The organism is Actinomadura monticuli (assembly GCF_041463655.1).
GTDB lineage: Bacteria > Actinomycetota > Actinomycetes > Streptosporangiales > Streptosporangiaceae > Spirillospora > Spirillospora monticuli.
The window spans coordinates 92,573-112,602 of sequence record NZ_JAXCEI010000001.1; the positions used below are offsets into that span (position 1 = coordinate 92,573).

The following is a 20,030-nucleotide window of genomic DNA, read 5'->3' on the forward strand; positions in this document are numbered from 1 at the left end:
TCATCGACTTTCGTGCTCAGGTGACTGCGGCACGACACTAGCGGCCCGCACCGCGCCCTGCGGATGTGCCGAACCGACAAGATCCGCTCACCCCGGTTTGTTCGCCGATCGGGCGCGGGCGGGACGGGTAGGTTGCCAAGGGTGCATGACATCGATCCCGCCTTCACCGCGCTGCCGCTTCGCGCGCTGGCCGACGCGGCCCTGGCCCGGGCCCGGGAGCTGGGCGCCGAGCACGCCGACTTCCGCCTCGAGCGCATCCGCAGCCAGACGCTGCGGCTGCACGACGCCGCCCTCGAGACCGCCCTCGACGCCGACGACGTCGGCCTGTCGGTCCGGGTCGTCAAGGACGGCACCTGGGGCTTCGCCGCCGGCATCGACCTCACCACGGACGGCGCCGCGCGCGTCGCCGCGCAGGCCGTCGAGGTCGCCGCCGTCGCGAAGCCCGTCAACCGCGAACCCATCGAACTGGCGCCCGAACCCGTCCACGGGGAGCGCACCTGGATCTCGGCGTACGAGACCGACCCGTTCGACGTGCCCACCGGCGACAAGGTCGCCCTGCTGGCCGGATGGAGCCGGCTGCTGCTCGGCGACGACCGCGTCGACCACGTGGACGCGACCCTGCTGCAGGTCAAGGAGAACAAGTTCTTCGCCGACCTCGCCGGGACCGTCACCACCCAGCAGCGCGTCCGCCTGCACCCCGTCGTGAACGCCGTCGGCATCGGCGACGGCGTCTTCGACACGATGCGGACGCTCGCGCCGCCCGCCGGATACGGCTGGGAATGGCTGTCCGGCGCGCACTGGGACTGGGACGGCGAACTGGCCCGCATCCCCGAGCTGCTCGCCGAGAAGCTCGCCGCGCCGTCCGTCGACGCCGGCGTGTACGACCTCGTCATCGACCCGTCCAACCTGTGGCTGACGATCCACGAGTCGATCGGGCACGCCACCGAGCTGGACCGGGCGCTCGGCTACGAGGCCGCCTACGCCGGCACCTCGTTCGCCACCCCCGACAAGCTCGGCACCATGCAGTACGGCTCCAAGGTCATGAACATCACCGGGGACCGCACCACCGAGCACGGCCTCGCCACCATCGGCTACGACGACGAGGGCGTGCGGACGCGGTCGTTCGACATCGTGTCCGAGGGGCTGTTCACCGGATACCAGACCGACCGGCGCATCGCCCGCCTCACCGGCGCCGACCGCTCCAACGGCTGCGCGTTCGCGGACTCCGCGTCCAGCATGCCGATCCAGCGGATGGCGAACGTCTCCCTCAAGCCCGCCGACGGCGGCCCGTCCACCGAAGAGCTCATCTCCGGCGTCGAGCGCGGCATCTACATCGCCGGCGACAAGAGCTGGTCGATCGACATGCAGCGGTACAACTTCCAGTTCACCGGGCAGCGCTTCTACCGCATCGAGAACGGGCGGCTCGCCGGCCAGCTCCGCGACGTCGCCTACCAGGCCACCACCACCGACTTCTGGAACTCGATGGAGGCCGTCGGCGGGCCGCAGACCTACGTGCTCGGCGGCGCGTTCAACTGCGGCAAGGGCCAGCCCGGGCAGGTCGCGCCGGTCAGCCACGGATGCCCGTCCGCGCTGTTCCGCGGCGTCAACGTCCTCAACACCCTGAAGGAGGGGGGCCAGTGAACAGGATCGGGCCGCAGGAGGCCGTCGAGCGGGCCCTGGCGCTGTCGCGCGCCGACGACTGCGTCGTCATCGCCGACGAGGCGAGCACCGCGAACCTGCGGTGGGCCGGCAACACCCTCACCACCAACGGGGTCACGCGCTCCAGCCGCCTCACCGTCATCGCGCTGCGGAACACCGCCGACGGCGTCGCCGCCGGCGTCGTGTCGCGGTCCGCGGTCGGCGCCGACGGCATCGAGGACCTCGTCCGCGCCGCCGAAGCCGACGCCGCCGGCAACGAACCCGCCGAAGACGCCCGGCCCCTGATCGCCGAAGGCGCCGCCACGGGCTGGGAGGACGAGCCCGCCGAGACCGGCATCGGCGTCTTCGAGGGGCTCGCGCCCGCGCTCGGCGACGCGTTCGCCGCCGCGCAGGCCGGCGACCGGCGCCTGTACGGATTCGCCAACCACGTCCTCACCTCGACATTCGTCGGGAACTCCGCCGGACTGCGGCTCCGCCACGACCAGCCCACCGGGCTCCTCGAACTGAACGCCAAGGGCGCCGGCGGCTCCGCCTGGGCCGGCGTCGGCACCCGCGACTTCGCCGGCGTCGACGTCGCCGCCCTCACCGGCGACCTCGCCCGGCGGCTCGACTGGGGCGAGCGGCGCGTCGACCTGCCCGCAGGCCGGTACGAGACCATCCTGCCGCCGTCCGCCGTCGCCGACCTGATGATCTACCTGTACTGGTCGGCCGGCGCGCAGGACGCCGCCGACGGCCGCACCGTGTTCAGCGCCCCCGGCGGCGGCACCCGCGTCGGAGAACGCCTCGCCGCCCTGCCCGTCACCCTGTCCAGCGACCCGCACGCCGCCGGACTCGAATGCGCCCCGTTCGTCGTCGCGCACGCCTCCGGCCGCGAATCGTCGGTCTTCGACAACGGGCTCCCGCTCGCCGCCACCGACTGGATCCGGGACGGCGAGCTCACCGCCCTCACCCAGACCCGGCACTCCGCCGAGCGGACCGGGCTGCCGGCCACCCCGTCCATCGACAACCTCGCCCTGACCGGGCCCGACGGCGGCGCGACGCTCCAGGAGATGGTCGCCCGCACCGAACGCGGGCTCCTGCTCACCTGCCTGTGGTACATCCGGGAGGTCGACCCGCAGAGCCTCCTGCTCACCGGCCTCACCCGCGACGGCGTCTACCTCATCGAGAACGGCGAGGTCGTCGGGGCCGTGAACAACTTCCGGTTCAACGAGAGCCCCGTCGACCTGCTCTCACGGCTCGCCGAGGTCGGCGAGACCAGGCCGACGCTCCCGCGCGAATGGTCCGACTACTTCACCCGGGCCGCCATGCCGCCGATCAGGATCCCCGACTTCAACATGTCGACGGTGTCCAAGGCGAGTTAGGGCCGACCCCACGCCACGCGGCCCCCCACCCCCGCCACCGGGGGTGTGGGGGGGCGCCCCCGGTTACGCGTCTTCCAGGCGGAAGCCGACCTTCATCGTCACCTGCAGGTGGGCCACCTCGCCGTCCTCGATCTGGCCGCGGACCTCGGTCACCTCGAACCAGTCCAGGTGGCGGAGAGTCTGCGAGGCGCGCCTGATCCCGTTGCGGATGGCGGCCTCGACCGACTCCGGGGAGGTCCCCACGATCTCCGTGACCCGGTACGTGCGATCGGTCATCTCGTTCCTCCCGATGATTTGACCCGTACTGCCGTCGCAGGTCGGACGTCATGGGCTTACCGTGGAAACGTGAAGGTCAATCCCCGCCACCACAGGGAGCCGGAGGTCTACACGGTCACCGACGCTCCCCGGCCCATGTCGGAGGACATCGGCTACCGGCAGCGCCGGTACCTGATCTCCATGGGAGTGCGCACCCTGTGCTTCGTCGGCGCGGTCGTCGCCGCGGTCGCGGGGGCGCCGTGGTGGCTGGCGGTGCTGATGGTCGTCGGGGCCGTCCTGCTCCCCTACGTCGCGGTGATCTTCGCGAACGGAGGGCGGGAGCCCACCGCCTCGGCGTCGTTCGGGGACCGTACCCGGCCGGACCACGGCCGATCGACCCTAGAGCCGGGACAGAAGCCCGATTCCGGACAGCGACCGGAAATCGGGTCGTGACATTCTCTTGACTAACCGCGGGGGGTTTCGGTGTACGATTTGTACCGGCGCTCTGGTCCCCCGTCGGAGCGCCCGTGCCGGTGTTCCGGGCCCCCGTCGGAACACCGATGATGCGGCGCCGGGTGGATTGCCCCCGTATCCACCCGGCGCCGCTTTTCAATGTCCGGGGGTTCTCCTGGGGCTTTCCCGGTCCTCGCGCGGCGCTCCCCTGACCCGTCCTTGACGGTCCGTCCCGGGGCGGAGCACGTTCACTCAGTGGTGGCAAGGGGCAGCGCCGGCCTGCTCCGGCCACGAGCCGAAACCCGGTCGATCCGAACTTTTCGCTCGTAGATCCGTGTGTGCGGACCGATCCGTTTCCGGGCCCGCTGCGTACTGCTGGGCACATCCCCGCGCCCGGGGGGAGGCCCCGTGGACCCAGGATTCCGGCTGGACGGCCGCTACCGCATGGAACGCCGCGTCGGACGGCGCGGCCCGGCCGAGGTGTGGTGCGCGCACGACGAGCTGCTCGCCCGCCGCGTCGCGGTGTCGCTCGTCGGCGTGCCGCGGTCGCGGCGGGCGCTGCGGCGGCGGCTGCGGGACTCCGCCCGCGCCGCCGCCGCGCTCGCCCACCCGGGCATCGTCACCACCTTCGACTACGGCGAGGCCGAGGGGACGGACGGGGACGCGCTGACCTACGTCGTGACCGAGTTCCTGTCCGGCGAATCCCTGACCTCGCGGTTGGAACGCGGCCTGCCGTCCCCCCAGGAAGCCGCGGACGTGTGCGCGCAGGTGGCCGACGCCCTGGCCGCCGTCCACGCCTGCGGGGTCGTCCACGGCGATCTGAGGCCCGGTCAGGTCTTCCTCACCGCCGACGGCGTGAAGCTCCTCGGCCTGGGCGTCACCGGGGCGGCGGACGACGCGGACCGGGACGAGGAGGCCAGCCGGGACGAGGAGGCGGGCCGGGCCGAGGACGTGCGGGCGCTCGGGGCGATCCTCGCCGCGTGCGCGCCCGATCCTGCGGGCGGGCCCGATCCGGCGGGCGGGCCGGCCGAGCTGGTAGCGCGGTGCCGCGCCCCGGAGCCCGGCGACCGCCCGCCGGCCGCCGAGGTGGCCCGCGCGCTGGCGGCGCGGGCCGCCGAGACCGCCGTCCTCCCGCCGGCGCCCGCGCGGCGCGGGTACCGCCGCGCCCGGCGCGCGGTGGTGCTGGGCGCCGCGGCGGCGGCGGTGCTGGCGCTGCTGCTGGCGCCGCTCGCGGTGATCCTTTCGTCGCTGCGGGACTCCCCCGGCGGGGTCGCTCTGGCCGCGCCGCCGCGCCGCTCCGCGCCGCCCGCTCCCGCGGAAGGCCCGGCGGCCGCGGCCGTCCCGTCCCGGTCCGCGGTCCCCGCGGCGGACGCGCGGGCGCTGGCGGTGAGCGCGCTCGCCCGGATGCGGCGCGAGATCGATCTGGGGATCGCGGCGGGCGAGGTCGAGCCCCGGTTCGGCGCCGATCTGGCCGTCGAGGTCACCACGCTGCTCAACGAGGTGGACGGGGGCGCGCCGGTGGACCTGCCGCGCCGGGTGGCGCGGCTGCGGGCGGTCATGGCGGGACGGGCGCCCGGCGACGTGGCGCCCGGCCGGGCGGCCGGGCTCTCCGCGCTCCTCGCCGAGGTCCCCGTCCGACCCTGACCGGGCGACCCCTTGACGGAAGGCGCTGATGAGACGAACATCACACCTGGCCCTACTGAGACACATCACGAATGTGTCTCATGAGCGGCTCGTCACGGCACGGCGCGACACGACCCGGCACCCCCGTCCGGGAAACGGAGATCGGCGATGAGCGGACACGACGACGTACCCGACTGGGCACCCCGGAGCGCGCGGGACAGCGGCGGATTCGACACGCCGCACGTCTTCCTCGGGGCCTCCGACCCGGGCGGCGTCCCGGATCGGCGGAGGACGCCGCCGCCGGAGGCGGGCGAGCCGTTCGACGCCTTCCGGCGGCCGGAGCCCGCCGCCCGCCCGCCCGGCCCGGCGCACGCCGCCGCGAGGCCGGGCCGCCGCGCGCTGCCCGGCGGCCGCCCGCCGCGCCGCGTCGGCGGCGTCCTGCTCGGCCCGCTGGCGGGCGCGGTCGGCCTGGTCCTGCTCACCGGCGCCGCCGCGTACGCGTTCGGCGCGGTCGGCGGCGGCTGCTCCGGCGACGACGCGGTCACGCTCGACGTGGCGGCGGCGCCGGACATCGCGCCCGCGGTCATCCGGGCCGCGTCCCGGTTCGACGACGCCGGGCACGAGGTGGACGGGCACTGCGCCCGCGCGCGGGTGCGGGCGGTCGAGCCGGCCGCCGTCGCGACCCTGCTGTCCGGCAAGGGCGTGGTGTCCGAGGTCGCCGAGCGGCCGGACGTCTGGATCCCGGACTCCTCCCTGTGGACCGAGCTCGCCGGCTCCGGGCGGGGCGGGGCGGACGCGGCGTTCACCACGCTCGGCTCGGCCGCGTCCACCCCGATCGTGCCGGCCATGCCGCGCGGGCTCGCGGTGCAGCTGCGGAATCTGGGCGCGCCGGAGCAGCCGTCCTGGACCGAACTGCTCGCCGCGGCCGGGACGGCCTCCAACGCCGACGAGGACCCCGCGGCGGGGACCGGGGACGGCGTGATCCCGCCGCACCTGTTCCGGCTGCAGGTCCCCGACCCCGACCGCAGCGCCACGGGGATGGGCACGCTGATGCTGGCCGGCGCGCTGCTGGACGGCGCCCCCGGCGGCGAGGCCCGGTTCGCCGGGGTCGTGCGGGCGATCCGGGAGGGCGTCGCGGTCTCGGTCAAGGCGGAGTTCGACGCGTTCGACCCCGCCGTCGGCAGGGACAAGGCGGACCGCTATCCGGTGGCGCTGGTGCCCGAGCAGGCCCTGTTCGCCTACAACGCGCGGCGTTCGGACGCGCCGCTGACCGCCGTGTACCCGGCGGAGGGGACGGTCTTCCTCGACCACCCCGTCACCGTCCTCGCGGCGGACCGGGCCAAGGCCGCCGCGGCCGGGCTGCTCTGGAAGGCGCTGTCCGACACGGCCGCCCTCGACGACGTCCAGCGGCTGGGGTTCCGGACGCCCGGCGGCGCGGCGCCCGCCGCGTTCTCGGCGAGGACCGGCCTGGACCCGCGCGCGCCGCGGGCGCTCCCGGCGCCGCCCGCCGCCGAGGTGCGCCGCACCATGCAGTCGTGGGCGCAGCTGTCGCTGAGCATCCGGATGCTGAGCATCATCGACGTGTCGGGGTCCATGGACCGGCAGGTGGCGCCGGGCGTCACGCGGCTGCAGTCCACGGTCCGCACGGCGCAGGGCGGGCTGTCGCTGCTGCCCGACGACAGCGAGCTCGGCCAGTGGATCTTCTCCACCGAGCTGGCGGGCGACCGGGACTGGCGCGAGCTGGTCAGCGTGGGGCCGCTCGGCCAGCGGCTCGGCTCCGCCACGCGGCGCCAGCGCATGCTGAGCGCGTTCGCGCAGATCAGGGTGAAGAAGCGCGGCGACACGGGCCTGTACGACACGGTCATGGCGGCGTTCGACTACATGAAGCGCACCTACAAGCCGGAGTACGTGAACTCGATCCTGCTGTGGACGGACGGCAGGAACGAGGACCGGAACGGCCCCTCGCTCGCCCAGACGCTCGACCACATCCGCCGCGAGTACGACCCGGAGCGCCCGGTGCTGATCAACATGTTCGGCAACGGCGACGACGTGGACGTCAACGAGCTGCGGCAGATCGCGCGGCTCACCCGCGGCGACGCCTACGTGGCCGAGACGCCGGGGCAGGTGCAGGCCCTGTTCCTCAAGGCGCTGTCCCAGCGGGTCAGCCCCTGACCTCGCTGATCCCCGGGTCCCGGCGGCGGCGCCGGGACCCGGCGTCCACGCCTGCCCGTATTTGATTCTAGAACTAGATTCGAGTTAAGTTAGCGTTCCGTTAGTAGCACTCCGCCAGTCGCACGAGAGGGGCCACGGCGTGCGCCGCACCGTTTTCAACGAAGACCACGAGGCGTTCCGGGACACGATCCGGGCGTTCATCGAAGCCGAGGTCGCCCCGGTCTACGAGGACTGGGAGAACGCGGGCCACCCCCCGCGCGACTTCTACTACAAGCTCGGCGAGCTGGGCGTGTTCGGCATCCAGGTGCCCGAGGAGTACGGCGGCGCCGGCGAGACCAGCTTCAAGTACCAGGCGGTGGTCTCCGAGGAGTGCGCCCGCGCGGGCGTGAGCTTCGGCGGCTACGGCGTGCACGTCAACCTCGTCCTGCCCTACCTGCTGAAGTACGGGAACGAGGAGCAGAAGAAGCGCTGGCTGCCGGCGTTCGTGTCCGGCGCGATGATGACGGCCATCGCGATGACCGAGCCCGGCACCGGATCCGACCTCGCCGGCATGCAGACCACCGCGAAGCGGGACGGCGACCACTACGTCCTGAACGGCGCCAAGACCTTCATCACCGGCGGCGTCCTCGCCGACCGGGTCCTGGTGGTGGCCCGCACCTCCCCCGCCACGCCGGAGAACCGCCGCGCCGGGCTGTCGATCCTCGCGGTCGACACCAGGAGCGAGGGCTACGCGGTCGGGCGCAAGCTGGAGAAGATCGGGCTGCGCAGCTCCGACACCGCCGAACTGTCGTTCACCGACGTCCGGGTGCCCGTCGAGGACCTCCTCGGCGAGGAGGGCCGCGGCTTCGAGTACCTCACCCACAACCTGGCCGAGGAGCGGCTCGGCATCGCCACCAGCTCCTACGCGTCCGCGGCCGCCGCGGTCGAGTTCGCCCGCAGGTACGTCCAGGAGCGGACGGTCTTCGGCAAGACGGTGTCGTCGTTCCAGAACACCAAGTTCGTCCTCGCCGAGTGCGCCACCGAGGTCGAGGCGGCGCGCTCCCTCGTCGACCGCTGCATCGAGGCGCTGGACGCCGGGGAGCTCACCCCCGCCGACGCGGCCGTCTGCAAGCTGTTCTGCACCGAGGTGCAGGCCCGCGTCGTCGACAAGTGCCTGCAGCTGCACGGCGGCTACGGCTACATCCTGGAGTACCCGATCGCGCGCCTGTACGCCGACGCCCGCGTCACCCGGATCTACGGCGGGACGAGCGAGGTCCTCAAGACCATCATCGCCAAGGACATCCAGGTCTGACGGAAGGGAAGCGGAGATGACTGACAACCGGGTCGCCCTGGTCACCGGCGCGGCGCGCGGCATCGGCGCCGCCGTCGCCGTCCGGCTCGCGAAGGAGGGCTTCGCCGTCGCGGTCTGCGACCTCGACGAGTCCGCCTGCGCCGGCACCGTCGAGACGATCGAGAAGGACGGCGGGACCGCGCTCGCCGTCGGCGTGGACGTCGCCGACTCCGCGGCCGCGTCGGCCGCCGTCGCGCGCGTCGCCGCCGAGCTGGGCCCGCCCGTGGTGCTGGTGAACAACGCCGGCATCACCCGCGACAACCTGCTGTTCAAGATGTCCGACGACGACTGGGACTCGGTCATATCGGTGCACCTGCGTGGCTCGTTCCTGATGTCGCGCGCCGCGCAGGAGCACATGACCAAGGCCGGCTGGGGACGGATCGTGAACCTGTCGTCGGTGTCGGCGCTCGGCAACCGCGGCCAGGTCAACTACTCGGCCGCCAAGGCGGGCCTGCAGGGCTTCACCAAGACCCTCGCCATCGAGCTGGGCAAGTTCGGCGTGACCGCCAACGCGATCGCGCCCGGCTTCATCGCGACCGAGATGACGGCCGCGACCGCCGCCCGCGTCGGCGTCGACTTCGAGGACTTCAAGGCCGCCGCCGCCAAGGAGATCCCGGTCCGCCGCGTCGGCGTCCCCGAGGACATCGCCGGGACGGTCGCGTTCCTGGTCAGCGACGACGCGTCGTTCGTGTCCGGCCAGGTCGTCTATGTGGCCGGTGGTCCCCGCGCCTGAGCGGGCGGCACGCGGCCGGGACCGGGAGGCGACGGAGGAGTCGCTGCGGGCGGCGGCGGTCGCGCTGCTGCGCCGCGGCGGCGTCCTCGCCGGGCTGAACCTGCGGCAGGTCGCCGACGAGGCGCGCGTCAACCGCGGGCTGGTCTACCAGTACTTCGGGTCGCGGCGGTCGCTGCTGCGCTCGGCGCTGTTCCACCGGTCGCGGCCGAACGCCGAGGACGCCGTGGACGCGGCCGGGCTCCCGCTGCGCGAACGGCTCGCCCGGCTGTTCTGGACGAGCCTCCGCAACCCCGAGCCCGTCCGGCTGGCGACGCTGCTGGTGCTGGACGGCGACGACCGGCCCCGCGTCCTGCTGAACCGGGGCGCGGGCCGCGCCGACCTGGCCGCCGAGGCCGGCCGGGGCGAGCTGCCGGTCGAGGACGTCGAGGCCGTCCAGGCGGCGATCGCGTCCACGATCTACGGGTACACGCTGCTGCGCGAGCACCTCGCCCGCGAGATCGGCCTGCCGGCCGAGGATCTCGACAAGCGCATGGCCGACTGCGTGGAGGCCATGTTCGCGCGGGAGGGCGACCGGCCCGCCCGCTAGTACGTCCGCGCCCCGGCGAGCTGCCGCGACAGGACCGCCGGGGCGTCGACCAGCGACGGGCCGTACCAGGTGAGGTACCGCCCGTTCACCAGGGCGACGTCGAGGCCGGGGAACGACTCGGGGCCGTCGTCCCCGGTGAACGCGTACGGCTCGTCCGGCAGGACGACGAGGTCGGCGCCGGCGGCGTTCAGCTCGTCCAAGGGGACCTTGGGGTAACGCTCCGGGTGGCCCGCGTAGACGTTGGACACGCCCAGGCGCGCCAGGACGTCGCCGGTGAAGGTGTCGCGGCCGACGACCATCCACGGCCGGCGCCAGACCGGGACGACGGCGGCCCGCGGCCCGCCCGGCGCGACGGCCGACCAGACGCGGGCCGCCTCGTCCAGCCAGGCCGGCACCGGGACGCGGCACGCCTCCGCGAGCATGCGGCGCAGGGACGCCAGCGCCTCGTCCACCGTGCGGATCTCCGTCATCCAGACCGGGACGCCCGCGGCGCGCATCGCCGCGACGTCCGCGGGCCGGTTCTCCTCGGTGTTGCCCAGCACGACGTCGGGGCGCAGCTCGGCGATCCGGTCCAGGTCGGGGTTCTTCGTGCCCTTCACGCGCGGCACGTCCAGGCCCTCGGGACGGGTGCACCAGTCGGTGGCCCCGGCGAGCAGGCCCGGCGCGGTCACCGCGACCGTCTCCGTCAGGGACGGGACGATCGACACGACGCGCCGCACCCGGTCCGGGACCGCAACCGGGTGGCCGGTGTCGTCGCGCGGCGTCATCCCCGCTCCCGGCGAGAAGCCGACCCCCCGCACCCCCCGGTTCGCTCCGCTCATACATGCTCCCCGCGGGGGGCCGACCCCCCGCACCCCCCGGTTCGCTCCGCTCATACGTTGCGGCGGTACTGCCCGCCGACCTCGAAGAACGCCTCGGTGATCTGCTGGAGGCTGCACAGGCGCGCCGCGTCCATCAGGACCGCGAACACGTTGTCCCCGGCCCGCGCCGCCTCCTTGAGCGAGGCGAGGGCCTCCTCCGCCCGGTCGCGGTGCGCGGCCTGGTAACCGCGGACGCGCTCCAACTGGGAGCGCTTCTCGTCCTCGGTGGCACGGGCCAGCTCGATCGCCCGCGGGGTCCCGTCGCCGCCCTCCGCCGGGCGGAACGTGTTGACGCCGATGATCGGCAGGGAGCCGTCGTGCTTGCGCTGCTCGTACAGCATCGACTCGTCCTGGATGCGGCCGCGCTGGTAGCCGGTCTCCATCGCGCCGAGGACGCCCCCGCGCTCGCTAATGCGGTCGAACTCGGCGAGGACCGCCTCCTCGACCAGATCCGTCAGCTCGTCGATGATGAACGACCCCTGCAGCGGGTTCTCGTTCATCGCGAGGCCCCACTCGCGGTTGATGATGAGCTGGATCGCCAGCGCCCGCCGCACCGACTCCGCCGTCGGCGTCGTCACGGCCTCGTCGTAGGCGTTGGTGTGCAGGCTGTTGCAGTTGTCGTAGATGGCGATGAGCGCCTGCAGCGTCGTGCGGATGTCGTTGAAGTGCATCTCCTGCGCGTGCAGGGAGCGCCCCGACGTCTGCACGTGGTACTTCAGCTTCTGGCTGCGCTCGTTGGCGCCGTACCGGTCGCGCATGGCCACGGCCCAGATGCGGCGGGCCACGCGGCCGAGGACGTTGTACTCGGGGTCCATACCGTTGGAGAAGAAGAACGACAGGTTGGGCGCGAAGTCGTCGACGTTCATGCCGCGCGCCAGGTAGGACTCGACGTAGGTGAACCCGTTGGCGAGGGTGAACGCGAGCTGGCTGATGGGGTTCGCGCCGGCCTCGGCGATGTGGTAGCCGGAGATCGACACCGAGTAGAAGTTGCGGACGCCGTTGGCGATGAACCACTCCTGGATGTCGCCCATCATCCGCAGCGAGAACTCCGTGGAGAAGATGCAGGTGTTCTGCCCCTGGTCCTCCTTGAGGATGTCGGCCTGCACGGTGCCGCGCACGGTCGACAGGACGCGCGCGCGGACCGCGGCGGCCTCGTCCTCGGACGGCTCCCGCCCGTGCTCCTCGCGGAAGGCGTCCAGGCCCTGGTCGACGGCGGTGTTGAGGAAGAACGCCAGGATCGTGGGCGCCGGGCCGTTGATCGTCATCGACACCGACGTGGTCGGCGAGGACAGGTCGAACCCGTCGTACAGCGCCTTCATGTCGTCCAGCGTGGCGATGGACACCCCGGACGTGCCGACCTTGCCGTACACGTCGGGACGCTCGTCCGGGTCCCGCCCGTAGAGGGTCACCGAGTCGAACGCGGTCGACAGGCGGGTCGCGGGCTGCCCCTCCGACAGCAGCTTGAACCGCCGGTTGGTGCGGAACGGGTCGCCCTCCCCCGCGAACATGCGGGCGGGGTCCTCGTTGTCGCGCTTGAACGGGAACACGCCGCCGGTGAACGGGAACCTGCCGGGCAGGTTCTCCTCGCGCAGGAAGCGCAGCAGCTCGCCGTGGTCGGTGTAGCGCGGCAGCGCGACGCGCGGGATGCGGCTGCCCGACAGCGACTCGCGGGTCAGCGTGGTGCGCAGCTCCCTGTCGCGGATCTTCACGACCTGCTCGTCGCCGGAGTACGACTCCACGACGGCCGGCCACTCCTCGATCAGCGCGGCGTCGCCGGGCTCGACGTCCCGGCGGGCCTTCTCCAGGAGGCCCTCGACCTCGGAGGCGTCGGTCAGCTCGGCGCGCACCTCGTCCAGCCGCTGGACGCGCCGCACCGCCTCCACCTGCCGGGCCGTGGCCTCGTGGTAGCCGCGCACGGTCTCGGCGATGTCGGACAGGTACCGCACCCGGCCGGGCGGGATCACGGTCGCCGCGCCGGTGGAGGTCTTCGTCGCGACCTCGGGCAGGACGCCGTCCCGCAGCTCCAGCCCATGCTCGCCGAGGAGCCCGCCGAGGTGCCGGTAGAGGGCCGTCACGCCGTCGTCGTTGAAGGTGGCGGCGCTGGTGCCGAACACCGGCATGTCCTCGGGCCGCTGCCCGAACGCCTCCCGGTTGCGGACGAGCTGCCGCGAGACGTCCCGCAGCGCGTCCGCCGCGCCGCGCCGCTCGAACTTGTTGATCGCCACCACGTCGGCGAAGTCGAGCATGTCGATCTTCTCCAGCTGGGACGCGGCGCCGAACTCCGGCGTCATCACGTACAGGGACACGTCCACCAGCGGGACGATCGCGGCGTCGCCCTGCCCGATGCCCGGCGTCTCCAGGACGACCAGGTCGTAGCCGGCGGCCTTGCAGGCCGTGACGATGTCCTCGATGCTCTCCGGCAGCTCCCGCGCGCCCCGCGTCGCCAGCGAGCGGAAGAACACGCGGTCGCCGTCCAGGGAGTTCATCCTGATCCGGTCGCCGAGCAGCGCGCCGCCGCCGCGCCGCCGGGTCGGGTCCACGGCCAGCACCGCGACGCGCAGCCGGTCGCCCTGGTCGACCCGCAGCCGCCGCACGAGCTCGTCGGTCAGCGACGACTTGCCCGAACCGCCGGTCCCGGTGATGCCGAGCACCGGCACCCGCCGGCCGGCCGCCGCCTCGGCGAGCCGCACCCGGTCGCCGTCCGGGAGCCGGCCGGCCTGCAGGCAGGTGACGGCCCTCGCCAGGGCGCGGCGCTCCCCCGCCAGCACCTCCTCCACCGGCGCGGGCTCGGCGGCGAGGTCGACGTCGCAGTCGCGCACCAGCTCGTTGATCATGCCGGGCAGGCCGAGCCGCTGGCCGTCCTCCGGGGAGAAGATCCGCACGCCCGCGCCCGACAGCCGCGCGATCTCGTCGTGGACGATCACGCCGCCGCCCCCGCCGAACACCTTCACGTGCTCGGCGCCGGCCTCCTTCAGGCTGCGCGACAGGTACTCGAAGTACTCGACGTGGCCGCCCTGGTAGGAGCTGATCGCCACGCCCTGGGCGTCCTCCTCCAGGACGGCGTCGACCACCTCGCGGACCGACCGGTCGTGGCCGAGGTGCACCACCTCGGCGCCCTGGGACTGCAGGATCCGCCGCATGATGTTGATGGCCGCGTCATGGCCGTCGAACAGCGCCGCGGCCGTCACGAACCGCACCGGATGCACCGGCGCGTGCAGCTCCCCCGTCACCGTCCCCACCCCAAACTTTGGACATCCAATATTTGGAAGTTAAAATAGTTTCCGTGCGCGAACGAGTCAAGACGGCATACGGTGACCCGGTGCCCGACACCCCCGACCCCATCGCCGAGGCCCACCGCCAGTGGAGCGGCCGCTGGCCCGAGCACGCCGACCACATGGCGGCCGTCACCTCGGTGATGCGCGCCCAGCAGCTCCTGCTCAGCCGCATCGAGGCCGTCCTCAAACCGTACGGGCTGACGTTCGCCGCCTACGAGGCCCTCCGCCTGCTCGCCTTCACCCGCACGGGCACCCTCCCCATGGGCAAGATGGGCACCCGCCTCATGGTGCACCCCGCGTCGGTCACCAACGTGATCGGACGCCTGGAGCGCCGCGGCCTCGTCGGCCGCGGCCCCTCCCCCGACGACCGCCGCGTCGTCCTCGCCACCATCACCCCGGCGGGCCGCGACCTCGCCGAGGAGGCCACCGCCGCCCTCAACGAGTCCGGCTTCGGCATCGCCGACCTCCCCGCCTCCCAGGCCGCCGAGATCACCGCCGCCCTCCACCAGGTCCGCCGCACCACCGGCGACCTCCCCTGACGCACCCGACATACCTGCGGGCCGCTCTCCGATCGAACGGCGAAGGCGACGACGACCCGCATCCCGGACCGGGCCGGGGGTGAGGGCCGGTGCGGATCGGGGACGATCATTGACGCCGGACGGCTTCCGCATCGGAGGGGTGGCGAGCGATGAACGAGACGGTCTTCACATACGGGGCGCCGCAGTTGAAGTTCGGCGGCGGGGCGGCGGACGAGATCGGGTTCGATCTGGCGCAGTTCGGAGCGCGGCGGGTGCTCGTCGTGACCGACCGCGGGGTCGCCGCCACCGGCGGGCCGCAGCGGATCGCGGACGCCATGGCGGCGTACGGGATCACGGCGGACGTGTTCGACGGCGTGCACGTGGAGCCGACGGACGCCAGCATGCGGAAGGCCGCCGGGTTCGCGCGGGAGGCCGGACCGTACGACGCCTACGTCGCGGTCGGCGGCGGGTCGAGCATCGACACCGCCAAGGCGGTCAACCTGCTGACGACCAACGAGGGTGATCTCGCCGAGTACCTGAACCCGCCCGTCGGGGCCGGGCGGGCGCCCGAGCGGCCGCTGCTGCCGCTGGTCGCCGTCCCGACGACGACCGGCACCGGGGCGGAGAGCACGACGGTGTGCGTTCTCGACGTGCTCGATCTGCGCGTGAAGACGGGCATCAGCCATCCCCGGATGCGGCCCGTCCTCGCGGTGGTGGACCCGGAGCTGACGATGTCGCAGCCCGCCAGTGTGACCGCGTCCGCGGGGATGGACATCCTGTGCCACGCCCTGGAGAGCTACACGGCGCGCCCATACGACGCGTTCGAGCGCAAGCGGCCGGAGCAGCGGGTGCCGTACTGCGGCGCGAACCCGGTGTCGGACATGTGGGCGGAGAAGTCGCTGAGCCTGCTGTCCCGGTCGTTCCGCAAGGCCGTCAGGGACGGCGGCGACCGGGAGGCCCGCACCGAGATGGCGCTCGCGGCGACGTTCGCGGGGCTCGGGTTCGGCAACGCCGGGGTGCACATCCCGCACGCGAACGCGTACCCGATCGCCGGGCGGGTCGCGGGCTTCCGGCCGGACGGCTACCCGGACGGGGAGCCGATGGTCCCCCACGGCATGTCGGTGGCGCTGACCGCGCCGGAGGCGTTCCGGTTCACCTTCGAGGCGTGCCCGGAGCGGCACGTGCGCGCCGCGGAGCTGCTCGATCCGGGGATGGAGCGGCCTGCCGACGCGGCCGAGCACCTGCCGCGCGCGGTGCTGCGCCTGATGCGCGACATCGGGATGCCGGACGGAGTCGGCGGCGTCGGGTACGGCGAGGGCGACATCCCCGGCCTGGTGGAGGGGACGATGAAGCAGCAGCGGCTGCTGGCCATCGCGCCGCGCCCGGTGGACGAGGACGCCGTGGCCGGGATCTTCCGGCGGTCGCTGCGGCTGTGGTGAGCCCTCAGCGGCCGCGGACCCGGGCGTCGATCAGTCCGGCGGCCCGCGGGCGCGCGTCCGGCAGGTAGCGGGTGCCGGGCGCGCCGCCCGCGCCGGCCCGTCCGACCAGGGGCGATGGCAGCCCGGCGAATTCCCTCGCCATCACGATCCCTTATGCTGCGGCTCACACCCGTTATGTCGCAAGGAGGCATGATGGCGGATTCGCCGACAATGACGTACGGCGGCTATCTGCGGCTCGACGATCTTCTCTCCTGCCAGGAGCCGAAGACCCGGGCGCACGACGAGCTGCTCTTCGTGATCATCCACCAGGTCTACGAGCTGTGGTTCAAGCAGATCCTGCACGAGGCCGCGCTGCTGCAGCGCCGGCTGGAGGAGGGCGGCAGCGCCGGGTCGCTGCACACCGCCCGCCGGATCGCCAAGATCCTCAAGACCGTGGTCGGGCAGCTGGACGTGCTGGAGACCATGACGCCCCGGCAGTTCGCCGCGTTCCGCGACGTCCTCGGCAGCTCCAGCGGATTCCAGAGCGAGCAGTTCCGCGAGATCGAGGCCGTCCTCGGGCGGCGCTCCTTCCCCGCGTCGGTGCTGCGCGACGACGAGCGGCTCCGCGCCGCGGTGTCGCGCCCGTCGCTGTTCGACTCGCTGCTGCGCTACCTGGACGGGCACGGGTACCCCGTGCCGCGCGAGGCGCTGGACCGCGACCCGTCCGCGCCCTGGGAGCCGGACCCCGGCGTCCAAAAGGCCCTCCTCGCCGTCTACGCGGACGAGTCCGGCCCGGCCGCCGAGGTGTGCGAGGCGCTCGTCGACGTCGACGAGGGCGTCCAGGAGTGGCGGTACCGGCATCTGAAGATGGTCGAGCGGACGATCGGCGCGAAGATCGGCACCGGCGGGTCGGCAGGCGCCGACTACCTGCGCCGGACCCTGTTCGCCCCCGCCTTCCCCGACCTGTGGGAGGTCCGCTCCCAGACCGAGCCGGCGAGCGCGGGGGAGGCGCCCGCCCATGGCGGGTGACGGCGAGCGGGTCGCGATCGTCGGCGCGGGCCTCGCGGGCTGCCTGCTCGCGGTGCTGCTGGGCCGCCGCGGCGTGCCCGTCACGGTGTACGAGCGGCGCCCCGACCCGCGTGTCGCGGGCGCCGAGCGGGGACGCTCGATCAACCTGGCGATCTCCGCCCGCGGCCTCGCCGCGCTGGAGCAGGTCGGGCTGCGCGACCAGTCCCTCAAGCGGGCGCTGCCCATGCACGGCCGGATGGTGCACCCGCTGGGCGGCGCGCAGAACTTCCAGCCGTACAGCGCGGACGGCAGGCGCGCCATCAACTCCATCAGCCGCGCCGAGCTGAACCGGTCGCTGCTGGACGCCGCCGAGGCGACGCCCGGGGTCGCGCTCCGGTTCTCGCAGCGCGTCACGGGCGTGGACGTCGAGGCCGGCGAGCTGCTGTTCGAGGACGCCGGCCCGGAGCCCGCCGGCGTCGTCCTGGCCGGGGACGGGGCCTACAGCGCGGTCCGCCGGTCGCTCGGGTTCGAGCACGACGCCGACTTCCTGGAGCACGGCTACCGGGAGCTGACCGTCCCGCCCAGGGACGGCGAATTCGCGCTCGACCCGGACGCGCTGCACATCTGGCCCCGCGGCACCTCCATGATGATCGCGCTGCCGAACCTGGACCGGTCGTTCACCTGCACGCTGTTCTGGCCGAAGGGGGACTTCGCGGCGCTCGACACGCCCGCGAAGGTCACCGGGTACTTCGCGGAGAACTATCCGGACGTCGCGGGCCTCATGCCGGACCTGGCCGACGACTACGCGCACAACCCGATCGGGTCGCTGGTGACCGTCCGGTGCCGGCCGTGGACCCGGTACGGCGCCGGCGCGACCGTGGCCCTGCTCGGCGACGCCGCGCACGCGATCGTCCCGTTCTTCGGGCAGGGCGCCAACTGCGCGTTCGAGGACTGCATCGAGATCGACCGGTGCCTGGACGAGACCGGCGGCGACTGGCGGCGCGCGCTGTCGCTCTACCAGGAGCGGCGCAAGGCCAACACCGATGCGATCGCCGAGATGGCCCTCGACAACTTCGTGGAGATGCGCGACCGGGTCTCGTCACCGGTGTACCGGGCGAAGCAGGCCGCGACGCACGCGCTGGAGCGGCGCCTCGCCGGACGGTACGTCTCCCGCTACGAGCTGGTGTCGTTCTCGACGCTGCCCTACGCGGAGATCCCGGCCCGGATCAGGCGCCAGAACATCGTCCTCGGCGCCGCCGCCGCGGGCGCCGCGGCCGTCCTCGGACTTTCCGTCCGCGCCGTGCGGCGGCGCTAGCGGCGCTGGCGGCGGCCCGCGGCCAGGTCCGCGACGGCCGCCGCCAGCGCCGCCAGCACGAACCCCAGGACGACGATCAGCCCGTGCCGGAACGCCGTCGCCCAGTCCCCGCGGGTGCTCGCCACGGTGGCGAAGAACACGGCCCCGACGGCGGCCACGCCCATCGCGGTGCCGACCCGCTGGCCCGTCTGCAGGACGCCCGCCGCGCTGCCGCCCTCGGTGTAGCTGACCTCCGACAGCGTCAGCGTCTGGTTGGGCGCGATGACCAGGCCGCTGCCGAGCCCGGCGAGCAGCAGCGGCGCCGCCGTGGCCCAGGCGACGCCGCCGCCCGGCCGCAGCTCCACGGCGACCCACGCGGCGCCGAGGCCCACCGCGACCACGACGAGCCCGGCGGCGACGAGCGAGCGCCCGTACCGCGTCACGATCCGGCCGCCGACCGCCGACGCCAGCCCCGACCCGACCGCGAACGGCGTGATCGCGAGGCCGGCGCCGAACGCGCTGTAGCCGAGGCCGTTCTGCAGGTAGAGGGTGAAGATGAAGAAGACCGCGGTGAACCCGGCGAAGTACAGCAGCGCGATCGCCGTGCCCAGCGCGTAGGAGCGGAGCCGGAACAGCCGCAGGTCGGCCATCGGCGTCCGGGCGCGGCGCTCCCAGGCGGCGAACAGGGCGAGGAGCGCGGCGCCCGCGAGGAGCAGCAGCCATTTGAGGGGTCCGTGCCACTGCTGCTGCTGGACGAACGGCAGCAGCACGCACGCGACGCCCGCGCCGAGCAGCAGCACGCCGAGCGGGTCCAGTCCCTGCCGCTCCCCGTAGACGGGGGCGGGCAGCAGCCGCCACGCCAGGAACAGCGCGGCGACCCCGACGGGGACGTTGACGTAGAACACCCACCGCCAGCCCTCCTCGGTCCCTCCGGCGGCGATCAGCGCGCCGCCGAGCAGCGGACCGACGGCGGTCGCGATCCCGATGACGGCGCCGAGCGCGCCGAACGCCCGGCCCCGCTCGGCGCCCTGGAACAGCTGCTGGATGAGGCCCGCGACCTGCGGGTTGAGGATGCCGCCCGCGACGCCCTGCACGAGCCGGGCGAGGACGAGCAGCAGGATCGTCGGCGCGACCCCGGCGGCGGCGCTCGCCACCGTGAACAGGGCGAGGCCCGACATGAACACCGCGCGGCGGCTGCGGGCGTCGCCGAGCCGTCCCGCCGGGACCAGGACGAGCCCGAACGTCAGCGCGTACCCCGACAGGATCCACTGCAGCTGCGCCTCGGAGGCGTGCAGGCCCTCCCGGATCGACGGCAGCGCCACGTTGACGATGCTGACGTCCAGCAGCGTCATGAACGCCGAGACCAGGCAGACCGAGAGCGCCCGCCATCGGCGCCGCCGGTCCCAGCCCTGGTCCGGGGCGTCCGCGGCCTTGTGCACGGCGGGGTCCTATCCGGAGGCCACCGGGTGAAACGCGGGGCGGGAG

17 protein-coding genes are annotated in these 20,030 nt (G+C 73.6%); 12 read left to right on the forward strand and 5 right to left on the reverse strand.

Annotated features, from left to right (window positions below; genetic code table 11):
- Window positions 1-141 precede the first annotated feature (141 nt).
- Together SM611_RS00440 and SM611_RS00445 are read left to right on the forward strand one after the other, a co-directional pair.
- Window positions 142-1,641 carry a TldD/PmbA family protein gene (locus tag SM611_RS00440; RefSeq protein WP_371946744.1) on the forward strand — a complete coding sequence of 500 codons (1,500 nt, stop codon included), beginning with the start codon at window positions 142-144 and terminating at the stop codon, window positions 1,639-1,641.
- A gap of 5 nt (window positions 1,642-1,646) precedes the next feature.
- Window positions 1,647-3,020: a metallopeptidase TldD-related protein gene (locus SM611_RS00445; protein ID WP_371947393.1), complete on the forward strand. Its 1,374-nt coding sequence runs from the start codon at window positions 1,647-1,649 to the stop codon at window positions 3,018-3,020.
- A 63-nt stretch (window positions 3,021-3,083) separates the two neighbouring features.
- Here SM611_RS00445 and SM611_RS00450 read toward each other — a convergent pair whose 3' ends face one another.
- Complete coding sequence (locus tag SM611_RS00450) at window positions 3,084-3,296, reverse strand: dodecin (RefSeq protein ID WP_371946745.1); 213 nt, start codon at window positions 3,294-3,296, stop codon at window positions 3,084-3,086.
- 69 nt (window positions 3,297-3,365) lie between these two features.
- Between SM611_RS00450 and SM611_RS00455 the strand changes: the two genes are divergently transcribed.
- The 6 genes from SM611_RS00455 to SM611_RS00480 all read left to right on the forward strand — a co-directional run bounded on the left by SM611_RS00455 (window position 3,366) and on the right by SM611_RS00480 (window position 10,172).
- Window positions 3,366-3,728 carry a DUF3099 domain-containing protein gene (locus SM611_RS00455; RefSeq protein WP_371946746.1) on the forward strand — a complete coding sequence of 121 codons (363 nt, stop codon included), beginning with the start codon at window positions 3,366-3,368 and terminating at the stop codon, window positions 3,726-3,728.
- Between the two features lie 408 nt (window positions 3,729-4,136).
- Window positions 4,137-5,372: a protein kinase domain-containing protein gene (locus tag SM611_RS00460; protein WP_371946747.1), complete on the forward strand. Its 1,236-nt coding sequence runs from the start codon at window positions 4,137-4,139 to the stop codon at window positions 5,370-5,372.
- Between the two features lie 147 nt (window positions 5,373-5,519).
- Window positions 5,520-7,523 (forward strand): hypothetical protein, encoded by a 2,004-nt coding sequence (locus SM611_RS00465; RefSeq protein WP_371946748.1) that lies wholly within the window; start codon window positions 5,520-5,522, stop codon window positions 7,521-7,523.
- Window positions 7,524-7,662: 139 nt separating this feature from the next.
- Complete coding sequence (locus SM611_RS00470; RefSeq protein ID WP_371946749.1) at window positions 7,663-8,814, forward strand: acyl-CoA dehydrogenase family protein; 1,152 nt, start codon at window positions 7,663-7,665, stop codon at window positions 8,812-8,814.
- A gap of 16 nt (window positions 8,815-8,830) precedes the next feature.
- Window positions 8,831-9,586: a 3-oxoacyl-ACP reductase FabG gene (gene fabG / locus SM611_RS00475; protein ID WP_371946750.1), complete on the forward strand. Its 756-nt coding sequence runs from the start codon at window positions 8,831-8,833 to the stop codon at window positions 9,584-9,586.
- Window positions 9,570-10,172, forward strand: coding sequence for a TetR/AcrR family transcriptional regulator (locus tag SM611_RS00480; protein WP_371946751.1), 603 nt, complete (start codon window positions 9,570-9,572; stop codon window positions 10,170-10,172). The genes fabG and SM611_RS00480 overlap by 17 nt, the downstream gene beginning before the upstream one ends.
- Here SM611_RS00480 and SM611_RS00485 read toward each other — a convergent pair.
- Together SM611_RS00485 and icmF are read right to left on the reverse strand one after the other, a co-directional pair.
- Window positions 10,169-10,939 (reverse strand): helical backbone metal receptor, encoded by a 771-nt coding sequence (locus SM611_RS00485; RefSeq protein ID WP_371947394.1) that lies wholly within the window; start codon window positions 10,937-10,939, stop codon window positions 10,169-10,171. The genes SM611_RS00480 and SM611_RS00485 overlap by 4 nt on opposite strands.
- A gap of 104 nt (window positions 10,940-11,043) precedes the next feature.
- A complete protein-coding gene (gene icmF / locus SM611_RS00490; protein ID WP_371946752.1) occupies window positions 11,044-14,262 on the reverse strand; it encodes a fused isobutyryl-CoA mutase/GTPase IcmF in 3,219 nt (1,072 codons plus the stop codon).
- A 53-nt stretch (window positions 14,263-14,315) separates the two neighbouring features.
- Between icmF and SM611_RS00495 the strand changes: the two genes are divergently transcribed.
- Both SM611_RS00495 and SM611_RS00500 read left to right on the forward strand, forming a co-directional pair.
- Window positions 14,316-14,846, forward strand: a complete 531-nt coding sequence (locus SM611_RS00495; protein ID WP_371946753.1) for a MarR family winged helix-turn-helix transcriptional regulator — start codon at window positions 14,316-14,318, stop codon at window positions 14,844-14,846.
- A 149-nt stretch (window positions 14,847-14,995) separates the two neighbouring features.
- The gene (locus SM611_RS00500) at window positions 14,996-16,264 is read left to right on the forward strand and encodes a hydroxyacid-oxoacid transhydrogenase (RefSeq protein WP_371946754.1); all 1,269 of its coding nucleotides are present in this window, start codon (window positions 14,996-14,998) and stop codon (window positions 16,262-16,264) included.
- Window positions 16,265-16,268: 4 nt separating this feature from the next.
- On the opposite strand, the gene SM611_RS00505 is transcribed toward SM611_RS00500, so the two are convergent.
- Window positions 16,269-16,406 carry a hypothetical protein gene (locus SM611_RS00505; protein WP_371946755.1) on the reverse strand — a complete coding sequence of 46 codons (138 nt, stop codon included), beginning with the start codon at window positions 16,404-16,406 and terminating at the stop codon, window positions 16,269-16,271.
- A gap of 50 nt (window positions 16,407-16,456) precedes the next feature.
- Here SM611_RS00505 and SM611_RS00510 point away from each other — a divergent pair, with 50 nt between their 5' ends.
- Window positions 16,457-17,272, forward strand: a complete 816-nt coding sequence (locus SM611_RS00510) for a tryptophan 2,3-dioxygenase (RefSeq protein WP_371946756.1) — start codon at window positions 16,457-16,459, stop codon at window positions 17,270-17,272.
- Window positions 17,262-18,566, forward strand: a complete 1,305-nt coding sequence (locus tag SM611_RS00515) for an FAD-dependent oxidoreductase (protein ID WP_371946757.1) — start codon at window positions 17,262-17,264, stop codon at window positions 18,564-18,566. The genes SM611_RS00510 and SM611_RS00515 overlap by 11 nt, the downstream gene beginning before the upstream one ends.
- Here SM611_RS00515 and SM611_RS00520 read toward each other — a convergent pair.
- Window positions 18,563-19,984, reverse strand: a complete 1,422-nt coding sequence (locus SM611_RS00520) for an MFS transporter (protein WP_371946758.1) — start codon at window positions 19,982-19,984, stop codon at window positions 18,563-18,565. The genes SM611_RS00515 and SM611_RS00520 overlap by 4 nt on opposite strands.
- Window positions 19,985-20,030: the final 46 nt, after the last annotated feature.

Excerpts from the sequence above, each read along its gene's own strand:
- SM611_RS00465 (WP_371946748.1), top strand. The coding sequence starts at position 5,520 with ATGAGCGGACACGACGACGTACCCGACTGGGCACCCCGGAGCGCGCGG.
- SM611_RS00485 (WP_371947394.1), bottom strand. The coding sequence starts at position 10,939 with ATGACGCCGCGCGACGACACCGGCCACCCGGTTGCGGTCCCGGACCGG.
- SM611_RS00450 (WP_371946745.1), bottom strand. The coding sequence starts at position 3,296 with ATGACCGATCGCACGTACCGGGTCACGGAGATCGTGGGGACCTCCCCG.
- fabG (WP_371946750.1), top strand. The coding sequence starts at position 8,831 with ATGACTGACAACCGGGTCGCCCTGGTCACCGGCGCGGCGCGCGGCATC.
- SM611_RS00505 (WP_371946755.1), bottom strand. The coding sequence starts at position 16,406 with ATGGCGAGGGAATTCGCCGGGCTGCCATCGCCCCTGGTCGGACGGGCC.
- SM611_RS00510 (WP_371946756.1), top strand. The coding sequence starts at position 16,457 with ATGGCGGATTCGCCGACAATGACGTACGGCGGCTATCTGCGGCTCGAC.
- SM611_RS00515 (WP_371946757.1), top strand. The coding sequence starts at position 17,262 with ATGGCGGGTGACGGCGAGCGGGTCGCGATCGTCGGCGCGGGCCTCGCG.
- SM611_RS00500 (WP_371946754.1), top strand. The coding sequence starts at position 14,996 with ATGAACGAGACGGTCTTCACATACGGGGCGCCGCAGTTGAAGTTCGGC.